This is a genomic window from Nocardioides sp. 503 (assembly GCF_004522095.1).
Taxonomy (GTDB): Bacteria; Actinomycetota; Actinomycetes; order Propionibacteriales; family Nocardioidaceae; genus Nocardioides.
The window spans coordinates 819,211-844,455 of sequence record NZ_SPUI01000002.1 but is presented as its reverse complement, the minus strand read 5'-3'; the positions used below and the strand labels follow the sequence as shown (position 1 = coordinate 844,455).

Below are 25,245 nucleotides of genomic sequence, written 5' to 3'. Positions count from 1 at the left end.
GCCCAAGCCCCTCACGCCGTACGGCGGTCCAGTCCGGGGTGAGGTGGCCCACAGTCCCCTACCGGCTCCGGGAGCCGAGTCAGCGCGCCGCGCCCGTCGGGCCCGTCGGGGCCGTCGCCGCGGGCGTCGGGACCCCCGTCGACGGCCCCGCCGACGGCGCGGCGGACGGTGTCGCGGACGGGGACGGGGTGGCGCTCGGCTTCGGCTCGAGGAAGGCGGGGTCGAAGGTCGCGATCAGGAGCCTGGCCCCACGGCGGGCCAGCTGACGGGGGCCGATCCCCAGGGCGGTGGTGACGACCTGGTCCGCGTCGGCTCCGGGGGCGGCCAGCTGGTCGACCAGCGACCACAGCACGGACTCCCCGTAGGTGCGGGCGACGTACTCGCAGGCCCACCACGACAGGCCGTAGTGGACGGCCGAGTCGCCGTCGTTGAAGGTGTCGTCCGCGGGCAGGCCGTCGACACCGTCCTCGGCCGCCGCCAACGCACCGCGCTCGATGCGGCGGTCCTCCGGCGCCAGGGACTGCACCGACACGTACTCCGCGAGCCCCTCGCTCAGCCACAGCGGCGCCTGGTCGTCCAGCTGTCCCATCGCGACGTGGGTGAGCTCGTGGCGCACCAGCCGGTCGCGCTCCGGGCCGGCCCTGCCCACCATGGCCGGGCTCAGCAGGAAGCGGGTCGAGGCGACCGTCGGGCTCCCCGGGGCGGTCGGCACCGGGAAGGTGAGCCCGTCGAGCACCTCGGGGTCGCCGCCGGGCACGTCGTCCACCGTCGACAGGAAGGTGGGGTCGGACAGCGCGTAGACGACCACCCGGGCGTCCCACGGGTAGGGCACCCGGACGGCGACGTCCGCCGCGCCCTCCTCGACCGAGCGCAGCAGCGGCTCCGCGTCGCCGATGCTGCCCGCGTCGAAGATCCCGAGCACGCCGGCGCCCTCACGCACCTCGACCGGGCCCAGGTCCCACGGCTGCGGCCGCACCTCCTGGCGCTCCTCCCAGGCGGCGTCCTGCACCGAGGACAGCACGAAGCGCTCCGCGTCCTTGCGGGACGCCGAGAAGCGGTAGCGGTCGACCGACTCCACCGGGGCCGTGTCGTAGCCCTCCAGCTGCAGGCTCAGGTGGACGGCCACCCAGTAGGCGTCGCCTCGCCGCACCAGGCTGCCGGGGTCGACGCGGTAGGACACCGTCGCCAGCGGGAGCTGCTGGAGGTTGTCGAAGTAGGTCTCCTGCTCGGCGCGGAAGCCGGCACGCCGCGCCACGCCGCGGCGGAACGCCGCCAGGTCGCCGTCGAGCAGCGCGGCGGCCCGAGCCTGCAGCACGCGGCCGAACGCCTCGAGCAGGTCCGGCGGCACCGGTGTGGCGGCTCCCGAGGCGGCGTCGCTGGGCGCGGCCGAGGGCGGGTCGTCGGGCTCGGAGCCGGAGCAGGCGGTCAGGGCCAGGCTGCACGCGAGCCCGGCGACCACGGCCCGCACCGCGCGGGACGGGAGGACGTCAGCCGAGGTGGTCGACATCGACGACCGCTCGCCCCTCGGCGAGGGCCGTCATGTCCTCGACCACGCCGAGGGCGATCGCCTGGGAGGTGAGCCCCACCCGCTCCAGGATCGCGGCCCGCTTGGCGTGGCCGAGGAACTCCTGCGGGATGCCGTGCAGGCGGAACGGCGTCGTCACGCCGGCGTCGTTGAGGGTCTGCAGCAGGGTCGCGCCGCAGCCGCCGACGCGGCCGTTGTCCTCGACGCTCACGACGAGCCGGTGCTGGCGGGCCAGCTCCACGATCGCGGGGTCGACCGGCTTGACCCAGCGCGGGTCGACGACGGTCACGCCGATGCCCTGCGCGTCCAGCCGGGCGGCGACGTCGACGGCCACCGCGGCCATCGAGCCGACGGCGACCACCAGCACGTCGAGGGGACCGGTGCGGACCAGGACGTCGGCGCCGCCGGCCTTGGAGTGCGTGGGGATGTCGGTGGGAGGCGGGCCCTTGGGGAAGCGCACGACGGTGGGGGCGTCGTCGACGTCGACCGCCTCGTTGAGCAGCTCGCGCAGGCGGGTCGCGTCACGTGGCGCGGCCAGCCGCAGGCCCGGCACGACCTGCAGCACGGACATGTCCCACATGCCGTTGTGGCTGGCGCCGTCGTCGCCGGTGACCCCGGCGCGGTCGAGCACGAACGTCACGCCGCACTGGTGCAGCGCGATGTCCATGAGCACCTGGTCGAAGGCGCGGTTGAGGAACGTCGCGTAGATCGCGACGACCGGGTGCAGCCCGCCGATGGCGAGGCCGGCCGCCGAGGTCGCGGCGTGCTGCTCGGCGATCCCGACGTCGAAGGTCCGCTCGGGGAAGAGCGCCTGGAACTGGTCGAGGCCCACCGGGTGCATCATCGCCGCGGTCATCGCCACGACGTCCTGGCGGCGCTGGCCGATCTGCACGATCTCGTCGGCGAAGACGTCGGTCCAGATCTGGCCGCGGACCTTCTCCTCGCCGGTCTCGATGTCGAAGGGCTGCGGGGAGTGGAACTGGTCGGCCTCGTGGCGCTCCGCGGCGTCGTAGCCGAAGCCCTTGCGGGTGATCGCGTGGACGATCACCGGCCCGCCGAACTTCTTGGCCTGCGCCAGCGCGTGCTCCATCGCGGTCCGGTCGTGGCCGTCGACGGGACCGACGTACTTCAGGCCGAGGTCCTCGAAGAGCCCTTGCGGCGCCAGGGCGTCCTTGAGGCCCTTCTTCATCGCGTGCAGCGCGTCGTAGGTGGCGGGGCCGACGCCCTTGACGGCGTTGAGGCGCTTCTTGACCAGGTCGAGGACCTGCTCGTAGCGCGGGCTCGTGCGCAGGGAGGTGAGCGCAGTGGCGAGGCCGCCGATCGTCGGGGTGTAGGAGCGGCCGTTGTCGTTGACGACGATCACCAGGCGCGAGTCCTTGGCGATCGCGATGTTGTTGAGCGCCTCCCAGGCCATGCCCCCGGTGAGCGCGCCGTCGCCGATCACGGCGACGGTGTGGCGGTCCTCGCCCCGGATCGCGTAGGCCTTGGCGATGCCGTCGGCGTAGCTGAGCGCGGTGGAGGCGTGGGAGTTCTCGACGATGTCGTGCTCGGACTCGGACCGGCTGGGGTAGCCGGACAGACCGCCCTCGGTGCGCAGGCCGGAGAAGTCCTCGACGCGGCCGGTGAGCATCTTGTGGACGTAGGCCTGGTGACCGGTGTCGAAGACCACGCGGTCGCGCGGGGAGTCGAAGACGCGGTGGATCGCCAGCGTCAGCTCGACGACGCCCAGGTTGGGGCCGAGGTGGCCGCCCACGCGCGAGCAGGCCTGGACGAGCCGGTCCCGGATCTCCGCGGCCAGCGTCGTCAGCTGGTCGTCGGAGAGGTCCCGCAGGTCGCGCGGACCGGAGACTTGCTCGAGGACACCCATGTCGGCGAGTTTACGGGTCGGGGGTCCGGATCAGCGATCCAGCACGGCGACGGCCGGCTCGTGCAGGCTGCCCATCCAGACCCGCCCGTCGTGCTCCCGCACGCCGGTGACCATGTGGTACGCGGTGCCGTGCTCACCGGGCTGCACGTCGACGTCGTGCACGAGCGTGCCGGCGTCGTCGTAGGCCTGGACCCGCACGGTCTGCTGGGGCTTGGGCTGCAGCCGCTCCGGGATCTTGGTCACCATCCTGCGCAGCGCCATCGGCCCGGACTGCAGGCGCTCCACCAGCGGGTCGACGGGGCTGGCGATCGTCACCCAGATCAGGCCGTCGCTGCCGCGCGCGATGTTGTCGGGGTAGCCGGGCAGCCCCGAGCAGAGCAGGTCGCGCATGCCGGCGCGGTTGCCGGTGAGCCACCGGCGTACGACGGTGCGCGCGCCGGTCTCCGCGACGCACACGAAGTCCTCGGCGGCCGACAGGGCCACGCCGTTGGCGAAGGCGAGACCGTCGAGCACCACCTCGACCGTGCCGTCCGTGGAGAGCCTCAGCAGCCGACCGGTGCGGGTGTTCTGGACGAAGTCGTCCTTCCACCTCTCCACGCCGTAGCGGGTCGAGGAGTCGCTGAACCACACCGTCCCGTCGGAGGCCACGGCCGCGTTGTTGCAGAACACCATGCGGGTGCCGCGCACGCTGTCGGTGACGGCCTCGACCGCCCCGCTCGCGGGGTCGACCCGCAGCAGGCCGCGGTGGGCGTCGCAGACGACCAGGCGGCCGTCGAGGTCGAGCTCGATGCCGAGTGGGCGGCCGCCGGTGTGGGCGACGCGGTCGACCTTCTGTCCGTCGTGGCTGACCCGGAGGATCGCGCCGTCCCCGGTGCCGGTGAAGACCGCGCCCTCGTCGGGGCCGCTGGTGGCGACCACGACGTCCTCCGCTCCGGCGCCGGGGACGGGGAACACGCGGAAGCGGGAGGTCATGGACCCACCCTGGCGTACGTCGGCGACCTGAGGAAGTCACCCAGCGTGAGGCGCGCCGAGGCGGTGAGGTCCAGGCCCAGCGCTACGGCCGGCTCGACGAACGCCATCTGCCGCCCCTCGTGGCACTCCACCTCGGTCAGCGCGGTGCCGGCGGCGTACAGCCGGAACTGGTCGTCCTCGCCGCACGGCTCGCTCCAGAAGCGGAACTCGCCGACGAGCTCCAGGATCCCGGGCGCCAGCCGCACCCCCGTCTCCTCCTCGAGCTCGCGGTAGGCCGCCTGCTCGTAGCTCTCCCCCGCCTCGACGCCGCCGCCGGGGTAGCCCCAGCGGTCCGGGTCGATGCGGGGGCGCGAGTCGCGCTCCTGCAGCAGCACCCGCCCCTGCCGGTCGACCAGGACGACGCTCGCGAAGTGGTGCACGGCGCCCACGGTAGTGGCGGGCGCTGACGGGGCCGGTGGTGACAAGGTGGACCCCATGACTCGGCTCCGGACCCTCCCGCTCACCGCGGCGCTCACGGCGGCACTGCTCGTCGTCGCCTCCCCCGCGCCGGCGCCCGCCGCGCCGCCCGCGCCTGTCCGCGCGGTCGACGGTGGACCCGCGGTGACCGGGTTCGCCCTGGGCGGGGCGAGCGACCGCCTGGTGGCCCGGGAGGCCCACGCCCTGACCACGCTCACCGTGGCCGGCGTCAACATCACCGCCGACGGCAGGGGCGTGGTCCGTCCCGACGCCGGCACCCGTCGCCTCGCGGGCACCGCCCGGCGCGAGGGGCTGCGCAGCGAGCTGCTGGTGAGCAACTACAGCAACCGGCTCGGCGACTTCGACGCCCGCGCCGCAAGCCGGCTGCTGGGCAGCCGGGCCAACATCGAGCGCGTGGCCCGGCGGCTCACCGCCCTCGTGGCAGCGCAGGGCTGGGGCGGCGTCAACGTCGACCTCGAGCTGGTGCACCGCAAGCGCGCAGCCGGGCTGGTGCGGCTCGTGCAGCGGCTTCAGGCCCTGATGCCCGCCGAGAGGACCGTGTCGGTCGACGTGAGCGCCTCGACCAGCCTGGCGGCGTACCGCGCCCACGGCTACCGGATGGCCGACCTGGGTCGCGCCGCCGACGTGGTCGTGCTGATGACCTACGACTTCCACGGGCCTGCCTGGTCCGGCCCCGGTCCCGTCGGCCCGCTGCGCTGGCAGCGCAAGGCGGCCCGCACCGCGATGCGTGCCGTGCCCGCCGCCCGGCTCGACCTGGGTGTCGCGGGCTACGGCTACACCTGGCCCCGGCGCGGCACCGGCCGCACCGTCTCCGTGGCGGGCGCCCGACGCCTGGTGCGCAAGGACGGGGCCCGCGCCGTGTGGCACCCCCGCTCCGGCGAGTGGTCCGCGCGGCTGTCCAGCGGCACGGTCCTGTGGTGGTCCGACGCCCGCTCCTGGCGGCTCCGCGCCCGGCTCGCGGACGACCTGGGCGTCCACGGCCTCGCGCTGTGGCGTCTCGGCTCGGCGGACCCGCTGCCGTAGGCGGCTACAGGCGGGCGACGTAGCGGCGACCGCGCAGGGCCTCCTCGACCAGGCCGACCTCGCGGCGCAGCCCGAGCAGCCGCGCATCCTCCAGCTGGAAGGTCTGCACGGCCGCCTCGACGACCTCGTCGGAGGCCACCTCGCGCAGGTCGGCGCGCGCCTCGCTCATCCCGCGCCGGCAGGCCGCCTGGCTGGCTTCGACGTGCAGCACCGCGAAGCGCGCCAGCACCACGACGTGGCGCCGCAGCCCGGAGTAGCGGCGGTAGTCGGGCGGGCACTGGTCGAGCAGCCAGTCGGCAGCCGTCCGCTCCCAGTCGGGCGCGTCGGGCGGGCGCACTCCCCGCGGCCAACCGGGAGGAGCGACGAGTGCCATGACCCGAGGCTAGTCGAACACCTGTTCGAACGTCACGGGTGGGTCAGCCGAGGAAGCTGAGCCGCACCTCGCGGTCGGGGTTGTCGAGGTTCAGGTCGACCAGGCACACGCTCTGCCAGGTGCCGAGGGCCAGCCGGCCGCCGAGGACCGGCACCGTCGCCGACGGCGGCACGATCGCCGGCATCACGTGGGAGCGGCCGTGGCCGGGCGAGCCGTGGCGGTGCCGCCAGCGGTCGTCGGCGGGCAGCAGGTCGCCCAGGGCGGTGAGCAGGTCGTCGTCGCTGCCGGCGCCGGTCTCGATGATCGCGATCCCGGCCGTCGCGTGGGGTACGAACACGTTCAGGAGCCCGTCGCCCCGACCGCGCACGAACTGCGCGCAGTCGTCGGTGAGGTCCAGGACGGCCTCCTCGCCGCCGGTGCGGTAGCTGCGGGTCTCGCTGTCCATCAGACCGCCGTCCCCGCCGGGTCCTTGACGCCGCCAGCGCAGGAGGCGAACGGCTCGGGCGCGGTCTCCCCCGCGCCGAACTCGTCGATGAAGCGCTGCAGGCGCGGGTCGTCGGCGCCGGTGAGCTCGAGCTGACGCTCCCAGACCGTCACGACCACCGGCGCGCGCAGGTCCTCGTACGGCGAGAGGATGCCGTTCTGCGGCAGCGCCTCCTCCAGCGCGGCCACGGACTCCTCGTCGAGGCCGGGCTCGTAGGTGATCCAGACCGTCCCGTGCTCGAGGTCGTGCACGACGTTCTCCTCGCTCACGGGCTCGTCGTAGGCGCCGCAGTCGAGCCAGGTCGGGTTGTGCGGGCCGCCCACCGGGGGCGACTGCTCGTAGTCGACGTCGTCCTCGGTGTGGGTCGCCTCGAGGCCGGAGAACTCCTCCACGCCGCTCAGGCCCGACTCGTCGGTCGGACCGTCCGTGGCCTGCTGCGAGCCCGACGAGGTCGGGTGCGCGCTCGGCTCCGGGTCGTCGTCGTCGGACAGCACGACGGGCACGAGCACGGCGAGCCCGATGACCAGGACCGCGCCGAGGACGCCGAGCACGATCGCCAGCGTCCGGGAGCCACCGGAGGACGGGGGCGGGGTCGGCGGCCCGTACGACGGCCAGCCGGTGGGCGGCGGAGGTGGGGGCGGAGGTCCGTACGACGGCGGGCCGGTCGGCGGGCCCGTCGGCGGGCCGGACGGCGGCGGACCGGAGGGCGGCGGACCCGGCGGCGGCGGGTAGGACATCAGCCCTCCAGCGCCCGCTCGATGCGCTCCACCTTGGCGGTGAGCTCGCCGGTCCACCCGGGGCGGATGTCGGCCTTGAGCACGAGACCGACACGCGGGGAGACCTCGGCGACGACGTCCACGGCCCGCTTGACCACCGCCATGACCTCGTCCCACTCCCCCTCGATGTTGGTGAACATCGCGTTGGTCTCGTGGGGCAGACCGGACTCGCGGACGACGCGCACGGCGGCGGCCACGGCCTCGGAGACACCGCCGGTCTCGTCGCCGGCGGAGGGACTGATGCTGAAGGCCACGATCATGTCCGCAACCGTAGCCAAGCGCGCCAGTCAGCCCAGCAGCCGGTAGCGCCCGCGAGCGAGGAAGAAGCCCTCGCGCAGGTCGTCGTCGAGACAGGTGACACCGATCTCCTCGACCACGCACTCGACCGGGCTGCTGGGCCAGGTCACGACGTCGCCGTACTCGACGGGCGTCGCCTGCGCGCCCCGGATCGTGTCGGTGTTGCAGAGCGGCACGGGCCCGTCCTCGCCGAGCTCGATCCGGCCGACGAAGACCGACGGGCCCTGGGGGTCGCAGACGTCGAGGTCCTTCACCGGCCCCTCGCCGAGCTCGCACGCGGGCGTCCCGGTCAGGTCGCTGATCGAGCAGTAGATGTTGCCGCTGGGCGTGAGGAAGCGGGCGAGCTCGACGGGCTCGCCCGACGCGGCCGCCACGTGCGCCGCCCCCTCGTCGTACGTCGTGGGCGGCTCCCCGACGTCGGCATCCGGCGTCGGCGTCGTCTGCGTCGACGGCGTCTCCTGAAGCGACTCGCCGCCGAGCCCGGAGCCGGACTCCGTCGTCGGCGACTCCGCGGTGGGGCTCGGATCGGGCTGCGCCGAGTCGCCGTCCTCGGAGCACCCGGCGGCGAGCAGGGCGAGCAGGAGGACCGGGCCGGCGAGCCGAGTGCTTCTCACGCGCGGCAGCGTAGTTCAGCCGGCGCCGACCGTCGCCCCGTCCAGGTCCGGGACCACGACGCGCAGCCGTGCGAGGGCGTCGCGGGCCTGGGACTTGACCGTGCCCACGGCGATGCCCAGGGCCTCGGCGGTCTGCGCCTCGGTGAGGTCCTCGTAGTAGCGCAGCACCACGACGGCGCGCTGCCGCGGCGCCAGCGTCAGCAGCGCGCGACGCAGGTCCTCGCGCTGGTCGGCGTCGGGGTCCTGGGTGCCCGACTCCGGCGGCTCGTCGGTGCCGAGCTCGCGCCAGCGCCGCCGACGCCAGCGCGAGACGCTCTCGCGCGCCAGGATCTTGCGCACGTAGGGCTCCGGGCGGTCCCGGATCCGGCGCCACTGGGGCACGGCCTTGACCAGCGCCACCTGCACGAGGTCCTCGGCGTCCTCGTGGCTGCCCGTCATGAGGTACGCCGTGCGGAGCAGGGCGGAGCGGCGCGCGAGGACGAACTCCTCGAAGCCGGCCCGGTCCTCAGACGCGCTCACGACGCCTCCACAGCCGCAGGCCTGCGAACGACAGCACACCGGCCAGCAGGAGCAGGCTGCCCTGCAGCCACGGAGGCATCACGTACGGCGGGCTGTCGGCGTCGAACACCGGCGCCTGCAGGGCGTCCTGGGCCCACAGGATGGCCTCGAGGTTCGACTGGGAGGGGAGAGCGACCAGCTCCTCCCGCGCTCCGGTGTTGACGTCGATGGAGACGAGGGCGGGCCCCTGGTCGGTCTCGTACTCGCGGACGACCACGTGCCAGTCGTCGCGCCAGCCGACGACCTCCTCGCCGCGAGTGCCGTCGACCTCGGTCGTCGCGATGACCGCGTCGCCGGCTGGAGCGACCACGCCGTGCCGGAGCGGGTTCGCCAGCGTCGAACGGTCGCCGTCGGCGAACCTGTCCTCTGTCGCCACGACGCGGCTGCCGCTGGGGTTGAGCGCGACCGGGCCGTCCACGTTGAAGCCGAGTCTCAGTCGCCTCGCCGTGTCCCCAGGCTCGCCGTCGTCGATGATCGCGCCGCGCGACGTGGGGACCACGAGCCGGTCCTGCCAGGTGGTGGCTCCCATCGGACCCGAGAGGCTCTCCGGGCGGCGGGAGACGTCACCGCTGCCCAGGTCCCAGACGTACTGGCGCTCCTTCGTGGAGAGCGAGGAGCCGTCGGCAGCGGGAGCGCCGTCCTGCCACTGGCCGTACTCCATCCACACCCGGTCCCCCACCGTCGCCAGGCTCATGGGACTCAGCCCGTGCGCGGTCGGCACCTCGTGGCGCTGCACCTCCCCGGTCACCGTGTCGTAGACGGCGACCCCCACCACTCCGTCGCCCGCGCTCAGGTTCGGCTCCTTTGACGTGTCGCCGGTCAGCCAGTAGACGATCCGACGGCCGTCCGGCGACAGCACCACGTCGGAGACGAAGGCCACCGCCCGGTCGGACCGACCGGGCAGCTCGAGGAACGCGTAGTCCCCGTCGACCGAGACCGCGACCAGGTCCTCGCTCGAGCGCGGCAGCAGGCCCGTCTTGCGCTCGGAGGGGACGATCGCGACCAGTGGCCCGATCGGCCCCACGTCGCCGGTGTCCTTGGTCCACCCGCTCGGATGCTCGATCCGGTCCGGGAGCCTGAGCGCCGCCTGCGCGTCGGCCGGCCCGACCTCGTACGTCGCGGCGGGCAGCAACGCTCCGACCAGGGACCCGACGGCCCCCAGGATCACGAGGGTGAGGACCACCGTCTCCAGCCGGCGGCGTCGCGAGTAGCGGAGTCCGCGCTCCCAGAGGTCGCCGTCCTCCGAGGAGGCGTCCTGCGATGCGCTCTCGGCCAGGTCGGCCAGGCGGTCGTGCAGCGAGGTCATCGGATCCTCCGGGATCGGGAGTGCGGTCACCAGACAACACGACGCGACACCCCGTCCAGGAGGGGTCCGAGCACGAGAAGTCGTCACTTCCGTCCCACCGACATGACGAAACTCCCGCTTCCGGTACGAAGTTTCGTACCGGAAGCGGGAGTTTCACCGGGTACCCGGTGATTCTCACCGGGCCCGCTGCACTCAGGCGGTCTGCCGCCTTGGTTTCGAGACGCCGGAGACAGTTCCTCGCTGCGCGAGTCCCTGCCTCCGGCTCCTCAACCTGCTTGCTCTGCAGACCGCCTTCGCTGCGCTCAGGCCGTCTGCCGCCGCAGGTTGCGCAGGACGTACTGCATGATGCCGCCGTTGCGGTAGTAGTTGGCCTCGCCGGGGGTGTCGATGCGGACGACGGCGTCGAACTCGACGTCGCCAGCCTTGACCTTGACCGTCTTCGGCGTGCGGCCCTCGTTGAGCTCGGTGATGCCGGTGATGGAGAACTCCTCCTCGCCGGTCAGGCCGAGCGACTCGGCGTTCTCGCCCGCGGGGTACTGCAGCGGGATGACGCCCATGCCGATCAGGTTGGAGCGGTGGATCCGCTCGTAGGACTCGGCGATGACGGCCTTGACGCCCAGCAGCGAGGTGCCCTTGGCCGCCCAGTCGCGCGACGAGCCGGAGCCGTACTCCTTGCCGGACAGCACGACGAGCGGGGTGCCGGCCGCGAGGTAGTTCTCCGACGCCTCGAACACCGACGTGACCTCGCCGCCCTGGGTGAAGTCACGCGTGACGCCACCCTCGGTGCCGGGGGCCAGCTGGTTGCGCAGCCGGATGTTGGCGAACGTGCCGCGGATCATGACCTCGTGGTTGCCACGGCGCGAGCCGTAGGAGTTGAAGTCACGCTGGCCGACGTTGTGCTCGGCGAGGTAGCGGCCCGCGGGCGAGTCCTTCTTGATCGCGCCGGCCGGGCTGATGTGGTCGGTCGTGACCGAGTCGCCCAGCTTGAGCAGCACCCGCGCGCCCGAGATGTCCTCGACCGGGGCCGGCTCGTCGGGCATCCCGTCGAAGTAGGGAGGCTTGCGGACGTAGGTGGACTCGGGGTCCCACTCGAAGGTCTTGCCCTCGGGGGTGGGCAGCGACTGCCACGTCTCGTCACCGGCGAAGACGTCGGCGTAGCCGTCGTCGAACATCTCGGAGGTGATCGCCTGCGCGATGACGTCCTCGACCTCCTGCGAGGTCGGCCAGATGTCCTTCATGAAGACGTCGTTGCCGTCCTGGTCCTGGCCCAGCGCGTCGTTGAACAGGTCGACGTCCATGGAGCCAGCCAGCGCGTAGGCGACGACCAGCGGCGGGGACGCGAGGTAGTTCATCTTGATGTCGGGGTTGATCCGGCCCTCGAAGTTGCGGTTGCCCGACAGCACCGAGACGACGGCGAGGTCGTGGTCGTTCACGGCCTGGCTGACCTCGGGGATGAGCGGGCCGGAGTTGCCGATGCAGGTCGTGCAGCCGTAGCCGACGAGGTTGAAGCCCAGCTTGTCGAGGTACGGCGTCAGGCCGGACTTCTCGTAGTAGTCGGAGACCACCTTGGAGCCGGGCGCCAGCGTGGTCTTGACCCACGGCTTGCGCTCCAGGCCCTTCTCGACGGCCTTCTTGGCGAGCAGGGCCGCGCCGATCATGACCGACGGGTTGGAGGTGTTGGTGCACGACGTGATCGCGGCGATCGTGACGGCGCCGTGGTCGATCTCGAACTCGGTGCCGTCCTCGAGGGTGACGCTCGCCTTGTTCGACGGGCGACCCGCGCCGGTCGCCGCGTGGTCGTGCCAGTCGTCGGGCTTGCCGCCGCCGTTGCCGTGGCTGGTGCCGCCACCGCCGTTGGAGGCGGGGGCGTCGCTCGAGGGGAAGGACTCCGCCGAGGCCTCGTCGACCTCGGAGACGACACCTTCCGGCTTCTCCTGCTGGGGTACGCCCGGCTTGCGGTCCTCGCCGCCGGTGTCGCCCTCGGTGACGTAGTCGGCCAGCGCGGTGCGGAAGGCCTCCTTGGCCTCGGACAGCGAGACGCGGTCCTGGGGCCGCTTGGGCCCGGCCAGCGACGGGACGACGGTGGCCAGGTCGAGCTCGAGCTTCTCGGAGAAGCGCGGCTCGGCGTCCGGGTCGTGCCAGAGGCCCTGCTCCTTGGCGTAGGCCTCGACCAGGGCGAGCTGCTCCTCGGAGCGGCCGGTGAGCTTGAGGTACTTCGTGGTCTCCTCGTCGATCGGGAAGACCGCGATCGTGGAGCCGAACTCCGGGCTCATGTTGCCGATCGTGGCGCGGTTGGCCAGGGGCAGCACCGAGACGCCGGGGCCGTAGAACTCCACGAACTTGCCCACGACGCCGTGCTTGCGCAGCATCTCGGTGATCGTCAGCACCAGGTCGGTCGCGGTCGCGCCCTCGGGGAGGTCGCCGTTGAGCTTGAAGCCGACGACGCGCGGGATCAGCATGGAGACCGGCTGGCCGAGCATCGCGGCCTCGGCCTCGATGCCGCCGACGCCCCAGCCGACCACGCCGATGCCGTTGACCATCGTGGTGTGGGAGTCGGTGCCGACGCAGGTGTCGGGGTAGGCCTGCAGCTCACCGTCGACCTCGCGGGTGAAGACCGTGCGGGCGAGGTGCTCGATGTTGACCTGGTGCACGATGCCGGTGCCCGGGGGGACGACCTTGAAGTCGTCGAAGGCGCCCTGGCCCCAGCGCAGGAACTGGTAGCGCTCGCGGTTGCGCTCGTACTCGATCTCGACGTTGCGCTCGAACGCCTCCGGCGTGCCGAACACGTCGGCGATCACCGAGTGGTCGATGACCATCTCGGCGGGCGCGAGCGGGTTGATCTTGGTCGGGTCGCCGCCGAGGTCGGCCATCGCCTCGCGCATGGTGGCGAGGTCGACGACGCAGGGCACGCCCGTGAAGTCCTGCATGATCACGCGTGCCGGGGTGAACTGGATCTCCTTGCTGGGGTCCGCGTCCGCGTCCCAGCCGGCGATCGCCTTGATGTCATCGGCCGTGATGTCCGCGCCGTCCTCGGTGCGGAGGAGGTTCTCCAGCAGCACCTTCAGGGAGAACGGGAGGCTCTCGACATCGAGCCCGTCCCCGGTCACCGCGTCGAGACGGAAGATCTCGTAGGACTTCCCGTCCACGTCCAGCGTGCTCTTGGCTCCGAAGCTGTCCTGGCTGGCCATCAAGCCGTCTCCTCGTCGAGTCAGGTGGGTGCTCCACCCATCTTGCCGCCGCTCGTGCGGCCCGGGGTAGTAAGGCGAGCCTTACTCGGAGCGGTGCGATATCTCTTGATGTCAAGATACACGACATCGAGTCATCACTCAACGAGCTGGCGGCTCACCCCTGCGCGAGCTCCGCGTTGTCCTGCCAGGCCCGCCAGGTGGCCAGCCGCGACTCGTAGTCGGCCGTGGCGATGCCCAGCGGCGCGGAGCCGAGGAAGGCACGCAGCGGCGGCTCGTCGGCGTCCACGATCCGCAGCACGGCCGCGGCCGAGGCCGTGGGGTCGCCGGGACCGGAGCCGGTGCGCTGGGCGCGCCACTGGGCGGCCTTCTCGCGCGCCTCCTCGTACGCCGGCAGCGGCGTCGCGTGGCGCGCCGACGGGCCGGCCCAGTCGGTCGCGAAGCCACCGGGCTCGATCAGCGTGACGTGGATGCCGAGGTCGGCGACCTCCTGGGCCAGCGCCTGGGAGAAGCCCTCGAGCGCCCACTTCGAGGCGTGGTAGGCGCCGACGTTGGGGAAGGCGGAGATCCCGCCGATCGAGGAGACCTGCAGCAGGTGCCCGGAGCCCTGCGCCCGCAGGAACGGCAGCGCCGCCTGGGTCACCCACATCGCCCCGAAGACGTTGGTCTCCATCTGGTCGCGGAACTCAGCCTCGCTCAGCTCCTCGACGAAGCCGAACTGGCCGTAGCCGGCGTTGTTGACGACGACGTCGAGCCGGCCGAAGTGCTCGTGCGCCTGGGCCACCGCCGCGAAGTCGGCGTCGCGGTCGGTGACGTCGAGCCGCAGCGGGAGGATCGCCTCTCCGTACTGCTGCACGAGGTCGTCGAGCGTCGAGGTGTCGCGTGCGGTGGCCGCGACCCGGTCGCCGCGCTCGAGCGCGGCGATCGACCACTCCCGGCCGAAGCCGCGCGAGGCGCCGGTGATGAACCATGTCTTCGGGGTCTGCGATGTCATGTCCCCGACGTTAGGACCTGGAGTGCGCTCCAGGGCAAGCGCTCAGCAGATGACGTGCACCATGAACGGACGACCGGCCTCGGCACCGGTCTTGTCGTACGTCGTCACGAACACCCCGTTCGGGTTGTTGTCCCTGCCCGTCACGGAGGCGAACCCCACGACGCCGTCGCCCACGCCGGACTCCCCCACCGAGACCGTGTAGGAGCAGCCGCTGACGTCCCGGTCGAACACGACCTCGTAGCTGGCGAGGAACAGCGGGGCGGCGGAGGTGGCGTGCGAGGACTGGGCCGTCACCAGGGTGCCGTTGGAGTTGACGACGGCACCGAGCACGTTCTCCGCGCTCCCGGCGGCGTCGGCCCGCTTCGCCGACGGCACCTTCCCCAGCGACGACTCGTTGACGTCGGCCCCGGTCACGGCACCGTCCTTGATCTTCGTGGACACGACCGAGCCCGCCCCGAGGTCGGCCTTCTTGACCGCGCCGTTCTTGATCTGGGGCGACCCGACGGAGTTCTTCGCGAGACCGGCGGCCACGGCCGCGCCGCCACCGCCCATCGCGATGACGAGGGCCAGGGTCGAGACGACGTTGGCGTAGGTGAGGCGACGAGGCGAGGACGTGGTCATGGGGCGCGCTCCTGTGGGATGACGGTCGACGTCTCGGATCGTAGGGATCCCCTGCGGCGACCACCATGGCCCGATCGGACTAGTGAGGGGCCACCTCGAGCAGGGCCACGCACTCCACGTGGTGGGTCATCGGGAACAGGTCGAAGGCGCGGAGCCGGGTCAGCGCGTAGCCGTGCTCGGCGAAGATCGCGACGTCGCGGGCCAGCGCGGCCGGGTCGCAGGCGACGTAGGCCACCGCGCGCGGGGTCCGCGCGACCACGGCCTCGACCACCGCCCGCTTCGCGCCCTCGCGCGGGGGGTCGAGGACCACCACGTCGACGTGCTCGGGATCGCCGGCCGCCAGGACCTGGTCGACGCGGCCCGCGGTGGCCTCGATGCCGGGGCTGTTGGTCATCGACAGCTCCGAGGCCCGCTCGTCCCCCTCGACGGCCACGACCCGCCCCGACTCCCCCACGGCGTCCAGCAGGAACCGCGCGAACAGCCCGACCCCGGCGTACAGGTCGAGCGCGTGCTCTCCCGGCGCCGGCCTCAGCGCCTCCAGCACGGTGTCGACGAGCACCGCCGGCGCACCGGGGTGGACCTGCCAGAAGCCGTCGTCGGCCACCTCGAAGGTGTGCGGCCCCACGACGTACGAGGGCCGGGTGGGTGCCTCGATGAGGCACTCGTCGATCTCGACCACCTCGTGGGAGCGGTGCTTGCGCATGCCGCGGGCACCGCCGGGCAGCGCGACGTAGCGCTGCCGGGTGCGCCAGTGGAGACCGTGGTCGTCGCCCGGCACCGGCTCCACGGTGACCGCGACGTCGAGCCCGGCCAGCCGGGAGAGCTGCTCGCGGACCACGTCGGCCTTGAGGGAGCGCTGCCGCTCGAGGGTCACGTGCTGGAAGTCGCAGCCGCCGCACAGCCCCGGACCGGCGAACCGGCACGGCGGCGTGACCCGGTCGGCGGAGGACGTCAGCACCTCGACCGCGTCGCCGCGCCAGAACCGGTCGCCCTCGGTCCCCTCGGTGATCTCCAGGACGACGCGCTCGCCCGGCAGGGCGTGCCGCACGAACACCACGCGGGCCTCGGGCTCGGGCAGCCGGACGATGCAGTGGCCGCCGTGGGCGACCGGACCCACCTCGGCCTCGAAGCGCTCGCCCACCCGGGAGGCGCCGCGAGCGGTGCGCTGCCGCGGCCGGCGCTTCATCGCGGGATCTGGCGGTCGTCGCGCTCGGCGACGCGGCCGCGCCGCAGGTCGCCGGGGCGCACCCGGGCGTCGTCGCGCTCCTCGCGATCCCGCGCGATCTGGGAGGAGCGCAGCTGGTAGGGCACGGAGGTGACCATGACGCCGGGCGTGAAGAGCAGCCGGCCCTTGAGCCGCAGGGCGGTCTGGTTGTGCAGCAGCTGCTCCCACCAGCGCCCCACGACGTACTCGGGGATGTAGACGGCCACGACCCCGCGCGGGTTGGCCCGGCGGATCTCCGTGGCGTACTCGACGATCGGTCGCACCAGCTCGCGGTAGGGCGAGTGCAGCACCTTGAGCGGCACGTCCATGCGCCGCTCGTCCCACTCCTCGAGGAGCTTGTTGGTCGCGGCGTCGTCGGTGGAGACGTAGACGCCCTCCAGCACGTTGGGCCGCGAGGCCTTCGCGAACGCCAGCGCGCGCAGGGTCGGCTTGTGCAGCTTGGAGACCAGCACGATCGCGTGGACGCGGGTCGGCAGCGCCTTGTCGTTCTCGTCGGCCGCGAGCTCGCGGTTGACGTTGTCGTAGTGGCTCTTGATGCCGTTCATGATCACGTAGAAGAAGATCATCGCCAGGATCGTGATCCAGGCGCCCGCGAGGAACTTGGTGATCAGCACGACCACCAGGACCACCGCGGTGAAGGTCAGCCCGACGGCGTTGATGACGCGCGAGCGGACCATCTTGCGTCGCGCGGCCGGGTCGCGCTCGGTGACGAGCTTGCGCGTCCAGTGCCGGATCATGCCGAGCTGGCTGAGGTTGAAGGACACGAAGACGCCGACGATGTAGAGCTGGATCAGCCGGGTCGTCTCCGCGTCGAAGGCGATGATCAGCACGATCGCCAGCGCGGCGAGGAACAGGATGCCGTTGCTGTAGGCCAGGCGGTCGCCGCGGGAGTCGAGGGCGCGGGGCGCGAAGCCGTCGCGGGCCAGGATCGAGCCCAGCACCGGGAAGCCGTTGAAGGCGGTGTTGGCGGCCAGCACCAGGATGACCCCGGTGACCGAGACCACGAGGTAGAAGCCGGGCTGGAAGTCGTGGAAGACCGCCCGGGCGATCTGCGCGATGACCGCGTGCTGGTCGTAGTCGCCGGGCAGCGCCTCGCCGTTGCGCGTGAGCCGGTCCAGGTCGTGGGGGTCGACGTAGCGCAGCCCCATCTGCCGGGCCAGGATGATGACGCTGACCATCATGGACACCGCGATCATGCCGAGCAGCAGCAGCGTGGTGGCGGCGTTCTGGCTCTTGGGCCGGCGGAACGCCGGCACGCCGTTGGAGATCGCCTCGACGCCGGTGAGAGCCGCACAGCCCGACGAGAAGGCGCGCGCCAGCAGGAACAGCAGACCGATGGTCGTCAGCGCGCCGTCGTACTCCGAGTCGGGCTTGATCACCAGGTCGGCGGACTCCACGTCGGGCAGGTTGCCGGCGGCCATCTGGAGGAACCCGAAGGCGCACATGCCCAGGATCGCGACCATGAACGCGTACGTCGGGATCGCGAAGAGCGTCCCGGACTCGCGGATGCCGCGCAGGTTGAGCGCGGTCAGCACCACCACCAGCACGGCGCCGACCGTGGCCTCGTGGTGCTGCAGGACCGGGATGGCGGCGGCGGCGTACTGCGAGCCCGAGGAGATCGACACCGCCACCGTCAGCACGTAGTCGACGATCAGCGCGCTGGCGACCGTCGCACCGGCCCGGCGACCCAGGTTGACCGTGGCGACCTCGTAGTCGCCGCCGCCGCTGGGGTAGGCGTGCACGGTCTGGCGGTAAGAGGCGATGACCGCCGCCATGACCAGGGCGACCGCGATCGCGATCTTCCACGACCAGACGTAGGCGCTGGCGCCCGCCAGCGACAGCATGATGAAGACCTCGTCGGGCGCGTAGGCCACCGAGGAGAGGGCGTCGCTGGCGAAGACGGGCAGGGCGATCCGCTTGGGGAGAAGGGTCTCCCCCAGCTGGGAGCTACGCAGCTTGCGCCCCAGCAGGATTCGTTTGGAGACGTCGCCGACACCCACGAGCGGCAAGGGTACGGCACCGTCCGCGGGGCAGTACGGTGGCCGGGTGCACGTCGTGATCATGGGTTGTGGCCGGGTCGGCTCGACCCTCGCCCGCAGCCTCGAGGACCGTAACCACACCGTGGCCGTCATCGACTCCGAACCCGACGCCTTCCGGCGTCTCGGGCCCGGCTTCAACGGCGACAAGGTGACCGGCTACGGCTTCGACCAGCAGGTCCTCGAGAAGGCCGGCATCCGTCGCGCCGACGCGTTCGCCGCGGTCTCCAGCGGCGACAACTCCAACATCATCGCCGCGCGGGTCGCCCGCGAGACGTTCGGGATCCAGCAGGTCGTCGCCCGTATCTACGACCCCGGCCGCGCCGAGGTCTACCAGCGCCTCGGCATCACCACGGTCGCGACCGTCAAGTGGACCGCCGACCAGGTGCTGCGCCGGATCCTGCCCGCCGGCGCGGAGCCCGACTTCCGCGACCCCTCGGGCACCATCCGGCTCGACCAGGTCCCGGTGGGCGACCCCTGGATCGGGCACCGGACGGTGACCTTCCAGGAGCAGTCGCGCAGCCGCATCGCCTGGATCGACCGGCTGGGCGAGGGCATGCTGCCGACGCGCGAGTCGGTGATCCAGGAGGGCGACCTGCTCCACCTGGTGATGCGCGAGGAGAACGCGGCGCACGCCTACCAGGTCATCGAGCGCGGACCCGAGGAGAGCTGAGCATGCGAGTCGCCATTGCCGGAGCCGGCGCCGTGGGGCGCTCGATCGCCCGCGAGCTGATCCAGAACGGCCACGAGGTCCTGCTGATCGACAAGAACCCCGGGTCCATCCACCCCGAGCGGGTGCCGGACGCGGAGTGGCTGCTCGCCGACTCCTGCGAGCTGTCCTCGCTCGAGGAGGCGCGCCTCGACAAGTGCGACGTCGTGATCGCCGCGACCGGCGACGACAAGGCCAACCTCGTCACCTCGCTGCTGGCCAAGACCGAGTTCGGCGTCCCCCGCACGGTCGGGCGGGTCAACCACCCCAACAACGAGTGGCTCTTCACCGAGGCCTGGGGCGTGGACGTCAACGTCTCCACCCCGCGGATCATGTCGGCGCTGGTCGAGGAGGCCGTCACCGTCGGCGACCTCGTGCGGCTCTTCACCTTCCGCAAGGGCAACGCCAACCTCGTGGAGATGGTGCTGCCGGCCGACTCGCCGTACGTCGGCAAGCCCTCGGGCCTGATCCCGCTGCCGGAGAACTGCGCGCTCGTGACGATCCTGCGCGACGGCCAGGTCTACGTGCCCGACGGCGAGCAGCCGGTCGAGTCCGGCGACGAGCTCCTCTTCGTCATCCCAGACGCCGGCGAGGACGAGCTCGAGCAGCTCCTCGCGCCCCGCAACCACAGCGGCTAGGTCTCGGCACGGGACCTCGTCCCTCCTCGACCGCCGGCGGAGTCAGGTGAGGTCGACGTGCTCGGCGGGGTCGACCGGCGTGGAGTTGCGGGACAGGACCCAGACCATGGTGCCGAGGGCCGCGAGCTGGAGGGGCCAGCCGAGCACGATCTTGAGGACCCCGAGGACCGCGACGGCGGTGTCGGCGTCCATCGCGCCGGAGTGGCCGGCGAACCAGACCGGCGCCTGGGCGACGACGCGCACCAGGCACGGGACGGCCAGGAGCCAGGTCAGGATCGTGCACAGCTTCACCACCTGGCGGTTGGCGTGCCAGGCGGTCGGGTCGCCGGTGACGCTGCCGACCATGAAGCCGACGAGCGGCCAGCCGACCAGGCAGCTGACGGCGAGGACGACGGAGTAGCCGGAGTTGTAGATGAGGCCGGGCAGGAAGTAGGCCAGCGCCTGCTCGTCCACGCTGCCGCCACGGCTGGCGGCCAGGCGCACGAAGAGCCACCCGATGCCGATCCCGAACATCGCGTTGAGCGCGAACTGCGGCGACGAGCGCTGGACGAGCCGGATCGCGAGCGTCACGGCCGCCGCCCCGATGCTCACCCCCAGCGCGACGGTCAGCTCGCGCGTCGTGAGCCAGAGGATCGTGAAGAGCAGGGTCGGGACCGCGGCCTCGAGCATGCCGCGCCGTCCGCCCAGCGCCTTGGACAGCTGGGCGCGCACGACCTCCTCGACGGTCGCGACGCTGGCGGACGGCGGCGGCTGCGGGACCTGCCCCGGAACGGCGGCCTCGCTCATGGCATCAGCTCGTAGCGCGGGTTGTAGATGATGCGGACGCCTTCGTGGGCGCCGATGCGCCCCTGCACCTCGATCGAGCGGCCCGGCGAGATGCCGGCGATGCGCCGCCGGCCCAGCCACACGACGGTGAGGACGCCCGAGCCGTCGAACAGCTCCGCCTCGAGCGCGGGTACGCCGCCGCGCGGACGCAGGGTCACGGTGCGCAGCGTGCCGCGCAGGCGCACGGGCTCGCGGTCGGGCGCCTCGGCGATCGTCGCGACCCCCGCGTCGGCGTAGGTCCGCCGGAGGTCGGCTGCGTGCTGGTCGGAGCTGTTGGCCCAGCGGCTGATCGTGCGTCGCAGCTTGCTCACGGCAGGAGCCTCACTCGGAGGGTGCGTCAGTGCGGCGGGCGTTCTCCGGGAGGATCAGGGGCAGCGGCTCCCCCACGGGCAGCGCGTGCGCGCCGCGGCGGACGGCCACCTTGCGCAGGGTGTCCTCCCACGCCTCGGCCGCCTCGGGCTCGACGGCCGGGCGGCCCAGGAAGGTCGCCCGCAGCAGCCACCGCGGGCCGTTGACGCCGATGATCCGCGACGGCTGGGAGCCGGTGGACCCGTCGGCACGGGTCACCGTGAGCTCGCACAGCAGCTCCGGGCCGAACCGGCCCTCCCGCTCGGTGGCGGTCCCGCCACGTCGCGCCATGTCGGCCGCGATCTGGGGTCGCACGTCCGACCAGAGGTCGCCGTTGCGGGGGGCGGCGAACGCCCGCAGCTCGAGGGCCCCGTCGGCACCGGCGAGCACCACCGCCTGCACGTTGCCGGACTGCTCGTCGACCTGCAGGCGCAGCTCGCGCCCGGCCTCGGGCTCGATGACGAGCGACCCCAGGTCGACGCGGTCGACGCCCTCGGGCAGGTCGTCCACGTCGTGCGGGCCCACGGGCCCGCTGTCGGCGTCCGGCGAGTCGCTCTCGCCGACCGTCTCGGGGACGGCGTCGGCGTCGGACTTGCGGCGGAACTTCACGTGCTACTCCTCGTGGTCAGGATGGGCCGAAACCCCCGGTAGAACCGTAACCCCCGCCACCACGAGCGCTGTCGGGGAGTTCGGTGACCTCGGCGAAGCGCGCGCGCTCGAAGCGCTGGACGACCAGCTGGGCCACCCGGTCGCCGCGGCGCAGCTCGACGGCGTCGACGGGGTCGTGGTTGATGAGGAGCACCTTGATCTCGCCGCGGTAGCCCGCGTCGATCGTGCCCGGGGTGTTGACGATCGACAGCCCGTGGCGGGCGGCCAGGCCGGAGCGCGGGTGGACGAGGGCGACGTAGCCGTCGGGCAGCGCGATCGCGATCCCGGTGGGCACCAGCGCCCGCTCCCCCGGCCGCAGCGTCACGTCGACGGTCGTCACCAGGTCGGCGCCCGCGTCGCCCGGATGGGCGTACGACGGCAGCGGCAGGTCCCGGTCCAGGCGGACCACCTCGATGGTCACGCCGTCGGCCGCAGGGGCCGCGGGAGTCGGCTCGGGCGTGGGCACGGACGGACCCTAGTGCACCATCCCCCACCGGCGGGATGGGAGGCTTGGCCCCGTGACCAGCGCCGCCGACACCGCGTACGCCGAGCGGCTCAAGGTCCCGCTGCGCTGGTGGGTGCAGGGGACCATGCTCGTCGCGACGCTCTGGCTCGCGCTGGTGGTGGCCGTCCCCGGGCCGGTGGCCTGGGTGGTCACGGCGCTCGCGATGGCGCTGCTCGCCGGGGCGCTGCTCTCCTACGGCTCGGCCCGCGTCGTGGTCGCCGACGGCCAGCTGCGCGTCGGGCGCGCCCACATCGAGGTGGGTCACCTCGGCGCCGCGACGCCGCTCGACGCCGAGCAGGCCCGCCGCGCGGCCGGGGTGGACGCCGACGCGCGCGCCTTCCTGGTGCTGCGCCCCTACCTCAAGCGCGCGGTCCGGGTCGTCATCGCCGACCCGGCCGACCCGACGCCGTACTGGCTGGTGAGCACGCGCCACCCCGAGCGCCTGGCCGAGGCCCTGGCGCACGCCCGCGGCGCGGGTCACTAGCCGGTTCGGCGGCGACCGGCCCTAGGCTCTGGGCATGGCCTCCGACAGCTCCAAGATCTGGACCCTCTTCTCGCTCGGCGCCGCCATCGGCGCGGCGGCGGTCTCCAAGAAGGTGATCAACACCTCCTGGAAGGCGGCGACCGGCAAGAACCCGCCGGCCAACCCGGCCGACCCCGACGTGGACGTCTGGGAGGCCGTGGCGTGGGCCGCGGTGAGCGGCACCTTCATCGCCCTGGCCCGGATGCTGGCCGCCCGCAAGGCGGCCCACTACTACGCCCGCTCCACGGGCCACCTGCCCCCGGGCATGGAGAAGGACGGCCAGGACGCCTCCGCCCCGACGCCGGTGACCTGAGCGGTCACCGCGCGGGCAGTGCGTCCGCAGCCGTCCTGAGGCAGTCAGCCGTCCGGAAGCGGTGCTGCGCTCCGACCTCGAGGGTCAGATGCAGTCGCGGCAGATCATCTTCTTGCTGTCGGCCAGCTGGCTGCGGTGGTGGACCAGGAAGCAGCTCATGCAGGTGAACTCGTCCTCCTGCTTCGGCTTCACCTCGACGGCGAGCTCCTCGTGCGACAGGTCGGCGCCGGGCAGCTCGAACGCCTCGGCGGCCTCCGCCTCGTCCTCGTCGACCTTGCCGGAGTTCTTGTCGTGGCGACGCGCCTTGAGCTCTTCGATGCTCTCCTCGGACTGCTCTTCCTCGTTCTTACGCGGTGCGTCATAGTCAGTAGCCATTGCGTCGCTCACTCCCTTCGGCTGTGTGTGGCGGGCCAGATTGTGCACTATCTCCGCGATCCGGCAAACACCGGCTTCGCGACGTGTCCGGAACAGCCTCTGACGTGCGGCTATTCCCCTTCAGGGGCGATGGTGACAGGCGCCATGAAACCGGCCTCGACGACGGCCTCGCGGAAGTCCTCGAAGCCGTGACCTGGGGCACACAGGAGGAGGGTCATCCCCCCGATCCCGGTGGCGGTCTCGGTGCGCGCACCGGCCGCGCGGGCGATGAGACCGGCGGCGGCGTGGTCCCAGAGGTTGACCCCCTCCTCGACGTAGGCGTCGAGCTGGCCCTCGGCCACGGCGCACAGGTCGAGGGCGCACGAGCCGAGCCGCCGTACGTCGCGGATGTGCGGCAGCAGCCGGGTGACGGCCTCGGACTGCAGCACCCGCACGCGGCGGTCGTAGGAGAAGCCCGTGCCGACCAGGCGGTGCGACAGCGGCGCCTCCCCGCGTACGGCGAGCGGTCGCCCGTCGCGCCGGGCGACGACCCGACCGTCCTCCTCGCGCGCGACGTACTCGACACCGGTGGCGGCGTTGAGGACCACCCCGGCGACCACCTCGCCGTCGACCTCGGCCGCGATCGACACGGCGTACTGGGGCAGGCCGTAGAGGAAGTTGACCGTGCCGTCGATGGGGTCGATCACCCAGCGCACGCCGGTGGTGCCGGCCTCGTCGTCGCCCTCCTCGCCGAGGAACGCGTCGTCGGGCCGACGGGCTCGGATGGTGTCGCGGATCAGGGTCTCGGCGGCGCGGTCGGCCTCGGTGACGATGTCGACGTCGCTGGACTTGGTGTCGGCCACGGTGACGCCGGCCGCCCGGCGACCGCGCACCAGCTCGGCGGCCAGCCGGGCGGTGTCCAGCGCGAGGTCGGCCAGCTCGGCGGGGTCGGGGCGGGTCATGCGTCGCCGCAGAGGGCCGGTCGCTCCGCACGCGGGTTGGGGCAGCACCCGACCGGGCAGCGGTCCCAGCGGGCGTCGAGCCGGCCGATCGCGGTGCGGGTGACGGCCTCGCCCCGCTCGGCCGCCGAGCGCTCCAGCAGGAGGTCGCGCACCATCGCGACGAACCGCTGGTCGGTGCCGGCCGTCGCCGCGCGGCGCGCGGGCAGCCCGAGCCGCTCGGCGGTGGCCATGGCCTCGGTGTCGAGGTCATAGACGACCTCCATGTGGTCGGAGACGAAGCCGCTCGGCACCATCACGACCGCCGGGACGCCGGCCTCGTGCAGCGCCTCGAGGTGGTCGTTGACGTCGGGCTCCAGCCACGGCGTCTGCGGCGAGCCCGACCTCGAGCAGTAGACGAGCTGCCACGGGTGGGCGGTGCCGGTGCTGTCGGCCACCTGCCGTGCGATCTCCTCGGCGGCGCTGAGGTGCTGGTCGACGTAGGCGCCGCCCTCGGGGCCGCTCGTGTCGGCCATCGCGTCCGGGATCGAGTGGGTCACGAACGCGAGGTGCGCGCCGGCCCGGACGTCCTCGGGCAGGTCGGCGAGCGCGGCCAGCGTGGCGTCGACCATCGGCTCGACGAAGCCGGGGTGGTTGAAGTAGTGGCGCAGCTTGTCGAGCGCGGGCGCGCCCTCGAGCCCGTCGACGGCGTCGAAGAGGTTCTCGCGGTACTGCCGGCAGCTCGACCACGAGGAGTAGGTGCTGGTGATGAAGCAGGCCGCCCGGGTCACGCCGTCGGCGGCCATCTCGGCGAGGGTGTCGCGCAGGAACGGGTCCCAGTTGCGGTTGCCCCAGTAGACCGGGAGGTCGATCCCGGCCTCGGCGAGGTCGGCGCGGATGGCCGCGAGCAGGTCGCGGTTGAGGTCGTTGATCGGCGAGCGGCCGCCGAAGAGGAAGTAGTGCTCGCCGACCGCCTCGAGCCGCTCGCGGGGGATGCCGCGACCGCGGGTGACGTTCTCGAGGAAGGGCACGACCTGGTCGGGCGCCTCGGGGCCACCGAACGAGACGAGCAGGAGGGCGTCGTACGGGGAGGCGTCTGGATTGGGCACTC

Annotated in this window: 28 protein-coding genes; 5 read left to right on the top strand and 23 right to left on the bottom strand. The window is 72.7% G+C overall.

Annotated elements, in window-relative coordinates; translation table 11 throughout:
• Positions 1 to 79: 79 nt before the first annotated feature.
• From E4622_RS05060 to E4622_RS05045, 4 genes are read right to left on the bottom strand one after another with little or no spacing between them, the layout of a single operon-like run.
• Positions 80 to 1,507: a hypothetical protein gene (locus E4622_RS05060; protein ID WP_134738949.1), complete on the bottom strand. Its 1,428-nt coding sequence runs from the start codon at positions 1,505 to 1,507 to the stop codon at positions 80 to 82.
• Positions 1,488 to 3,392: a 1-deoxy-D-xylulose-5-phosphate synthase gene (gene dxs / locus E4622_RS05055; RefSeq protein ID WP_134738948.1), complete on the bottom strand. Its 1,905-nt coding sequence runs from the start codon at positions 3,390 to 3,392 to the stop codon at positions 1,488 to 1,490. The genes E4622_RS05060 and dxs overlap by 20 nt, the downstream gene beginning before the upstream one ends.
• Positions 3,393 to 3,422: 30 nt before the next feature.
• Complete coding sequence (locus tag E4622_RS05050; protein WP_134738947.1) at positions 3,423 to 4,364, bottom strand: SMP-30/gluconolactonase/LRE family protein; 942 nt, start codon at positions 4,362 to 4,364, stop codon at positions 3,423 to 3,425.
• The gene (locus E4622_RS05045; protein ID WP_209021784.1) at positions 4,361 to 4,783 is read right to left on the bottom strand and encodes an NUDIX domain-containing protein; all 423 of its coding nucleotides are present in this window, start codon (positions 4,781 to 4,783) and stop codon (positions 4,361 to 4,363) included. Before E4622_RS05045 ends, E4622_RS05050 begins: the two co-directional genes overlap by 4 nt.
• Positions 4,784 to 4,838: 55 nt before the next feature.
• Here E4622_RS05045 and E4622_RS05040 point away from each other — a divergent pair, with 55 nt between their 5' ends.
• Positions 4,839 to 5,864: a glycosyl hydrolase family 18 protein gene (locus E4622_RS05040; protein WP_134738945.1), complete on the top strand. Its 1,026-nt coding sequence runs from the start codon at positions 4,839 to 4,841 to the stop codon at positions 5,862 to 5,864.
• A gap of 4 nt (positions 5,865 to 5,868) precedes the next feature.
• On the opposite strand, the gene E4622_RS05035 is transcribed toward E4622_RS05040, so the two are convergent.
• From E4622_RS05035 to E4622_RS04980, 12 genes are all read right to left on the bottom strand, one after another.
• Positions 5,869 to 6,237: a hypothetical protein gene (locus tag E4622_RS05035; RefSeq protein WP_134738944.1), complete on the bottom strand. Its 369-nt coding sequence runs from the start codon at positions 6,235 to 6,237 to the stop codon at positions 5,869 to 5,871.
• A gap of 43 nt (positions 6,238 to 6,280) precedes the next feature.
• On the bottom strand, positions 6,281 to 6,682 hold the full coding sequence (locus E4622_RS05030) for a YjbQ family protein (RefSeq protein ID WP_134738943.1): 402 nt from the start codon (positions 6,680 to 6,682) through the stop codon (positions 6,281 to 6,283).
• Positions 6,682 to 7,458 (bottom strand): DUF3105 domain-containing protein, encoded by a 777-nt coding sequence (locus tag E4622_RS05025; RefSeq protein ID WP_134738942.1) that lies wholly within the window; start codon positions 7,456 to 7,458, stop codon positions 6,682 to 6,684. The genes E4622_RS05030 and E4622_RS05025 overlap by 1 nt, the downstream gene beginning before the upstream one ends.
• A complete protein-coding gene (locus tag E4622_RS05020; RefSeq protein WP_134738941.1) occupies positions 7,458 to 7,757 on the bottom strand; it encodes a thiamine-binding protein in 300 nt (99 codons plus the stop codon). Before E4622_RS05020 ends, E4622_RS05025 begins: the two co-directional genes overlap by 1 nt.
• Before the next feature lie 27 nt (positions 7,758 to 7,784).
• The gene (locus E4622_RS05015; protein WP_134738940.1) at positions 7,785 to 8,408 is read right to left on the bottom strand and encodes a hypothetical protein; all 624 of its coding nucleotides are present in this window, start codon (positions 8,406 to 8,408) and stop codon (positions 7,785 to 7,787) included.
• 15 nt (positions 8,409 to 8,423) lie between these two features.
• Complete coding sequence (locus E4622_RS05010; protein WP_134738939.1) at positions 8,424 to 8,927, bottom strand: SigE family RNA polymerase sigma factor; 504 nt, start codon at positions 8,925 to 8,927, stop codon at positions 8,424 to 8,426.
• Complete coding sequence (locus E4622_RS05005) at positions 8,914 to 10,272, bottom strand: hypothetical protein (RefSeq protein WP_209021783.1); 1,359 nt, start codon at positions 10,270 to 10,272, stop codon at positions 8,914 to 8,916. The genes E4622_RS05010 and E4622_RS05005 overlap by 14 nt, the downstream gene beginning before the upstream one ends.
• A 302-nt stretch (positions 10,273 to 10,574) precedes the next feature.
• Positions 10,575 to 13,460 (bottom strand): aconitate hydratase, encoded by a 2,886-nt coding sequence (locus E4622_RS05000; protein WP_134738937.1) that lies wholly within the window; start codon positions 13,458 to 13,460, stop codon positions 10,575 to 10,577.
• A gap of 154 nt (positions 13,461 to 13,614) precedes the next feature.
• Positions 13,615 to 14,451 (bottom strand): SDR family oxidoreductase, encoded by an 837-nt coding sequence (locus E4622_RS04995; protein WP_134738936.1) that lies wholly within the window; start codon positions 14,449 to 14,451, stop codon positions 13,615 to 13,617.
• A gap of 42 nt (positions 14,452 to 14,493) precedes the next feature.
• Positions 14,494 to 15,072 (bottom strand): hypothetical protein, encoded by a 579-nt coding sequence (locus E4622_RS04990; RefSeq protein WP_134738935.1) that lies wholly within the window; start codon positions 15,070 to 15,072, stop codon positions 14,494 to 14,496.
• 79 nt (positions 15,073 to 15,151) lie between these two features.
• Complete coding sequence (locus E4622_RS04985; protein ID WP_134738934.1) at positions 15,152 to 16,258, bottom strand: TRAM domain-containing protein; 1,107 nt, start codon at positions 16,256 to 16,258, stop codon at positions 15,152 to 15,154.
• Positions 16,255 to 18,297 (bottom strand): APC family permease, encoded by a 2,043-nt coding sequence (locus E4622_RS04980; protein ID WP_245155887.1) that lies wholly within the window; start codon positions 18,295 to 18,297, stop codon positions 16,255 to 16,257. Before E4622_RS04980 ends, E4622_RS04985 begins: the two co-directional genes overlap by 4 nt.
• Positions 18,298 to 18,343: 46 nt before the next feature.
• Between E4622_RS04980 and E4622_RS04975 the strand changes: the two genes are divergently transcribed.
• On the top strand, positions 18,344 to 19,006 hold the full coding sequence (locus E4622_RS04975) for a TrkA family potassium uptake protein (protein ID WP_134738932.1): 663 nt from the start codon (positions 18,344 to 18,346) through the stop codon (positions 19,004 to 19,006).
• 2 nt (positions 19,007 to 19,008) lie between these two features.
• Positions 19,009 to 19,680, top strand: a complete 672-nt coding sequence (locus E4622_RS04970; protein ID WP_134738931.1) for a TrkA family potassium uptake protein — start codon at positions 19,009 to 19,011, stop codon at positions 19,678 to 19,680.
• Positions 19,681 to 19,722: 42 nt separating this feature from the next.
• Here the strand turns inward: E4622_RS04970 and E4622_RS04965 are convergent, their stop codons facing one another.
• The 4 genes from E4622_RS04965 to dut are packed head-to-tail and all read right to left on the bottom strand — an operon-like array spanning position 19,723 to position 21,922.
• The gene (locus E4622_RS04965) at positions 19,723 to 20,466 is read right to left on the bottom strand and encodes a DUF3159 domain-containing protein (protein WP_134738930.1); all 744 of its coding nucleotides are present in this window, start codon (positions 20,464 to 20,466) and stop codon (positions 19,723 to 19,725) included.
• Entirely contained in the window at positions 20,463 to 20,816 is a 354-nt protein-coding gene (locus tag E4622_RS04960; RefSeq protein WP_209021782.1) for an OB-fold nucleic acid binding domain-containing protein, read from the bottom strand. The genes E4622_RS04965 and E4622_RS04960 overlap by 4 nt, the downstream gene beginning before the upstream one ends.
• A 10-nt stretch (positions 20,817 to 20,826) precedes the next feature.
• Entirely contained in the window at positions 20,827 to 21,462 is a 636-nt protein-coding gene (locus E4622_RS04955; protein WP_134738928.1) for a DUF3710 domain-containing protein, read from the bottom strand.
• Between the two features lie 16 nt (positions 21,463 to 21,478).
• A complete protein-coding gene (gene dut, locus E4622_RS04950; RefSeq protein WP_134739423.1) occupies positions 21,479 to 21,922 on the bottom strand; it encodes a dUTP diphosphatase in 444 nt (147 codons plus the stop codon).
• 97 nt (positions 21,923 to 22,019) lie between these two features.
• Between dut and E4622_RS04945 the strand changes: the two genes are divergently transcribed.
• The gene (locus E4622_RS04945; protein ID WP_134738927.1) at positions 22,020 to 22,490 is read left to right on the top strand and encodes a DUF3093 domain-containing protein; all 471 of its coding nucleotides are present in this window, start codon (positions 22,020 to 22,022) and stop codon (positions 22,488 to 22,490) included.
• 34 nt (positions 22,491 to 22,524) lie between these two features.
• Positions 22,525 to 22,842: a DUF4235 domain-containing protein gene (locus E4622_RS04940; RefSeq protein WP_134738926.1), complete on the top strand. Its 318-nt coding sequence runs from the start codon at positions 22,525 to 22,527 to the stop codon at positions 22,840 to 22,842.
• 84 nt (positions 22,843 to 22,926) lie between these two features.
• On the opposite strand, the gene E4622_RS04935 is transcribed toward E4622_RS04940, so the two are convergent.
• From E4622_RS04935 to E4622_RS04925, 3 genes are all read right to left on the bottom strand, one after another.
• Positions 22,927 to 23,217 carry a DUF4193 domain-containing protein gene (locus E4622_RS04935; protein ID WP_134738925.1) on the bottom strand — a complete coding sequence of 97 codons (291 nt, stop codon included), beginning with the start codon at positions 23,215 to 23,217 and terminating at the stop codon, positions 22,927 to 22,929.
• Positions 23,218 to 23,327: 110 nt separating this feature from the next.
• The gene (locus E4622_RS04930; RefSeq protein WP_134738924.1) at positions 23,328 to 24,158 is read right to left on the bottom strand and encodes an inositol monophosphatase family protein; all 831 of its coding nucleotides are present in this window, start codon (positions 24,156 to 24,158) and stop codon (positions 23,328 to 23,330) included.
• A complete protein-coding gene (locus tag E4622_RS04925; protein ID WP_134738923.1) occupies positions 24,155 to 25,243 on the bottom strand; it encodes a ferrochelatase in 1,089 nt (362 codons plus the stop codon). Before E4622_RS04925 ends, E4622_RS04930 begins: the two co-directional genes overlap by 4 nt.
• Between the last annotated feature and the right edge of the window lie 2 nt (positions 25,244 to 25,245).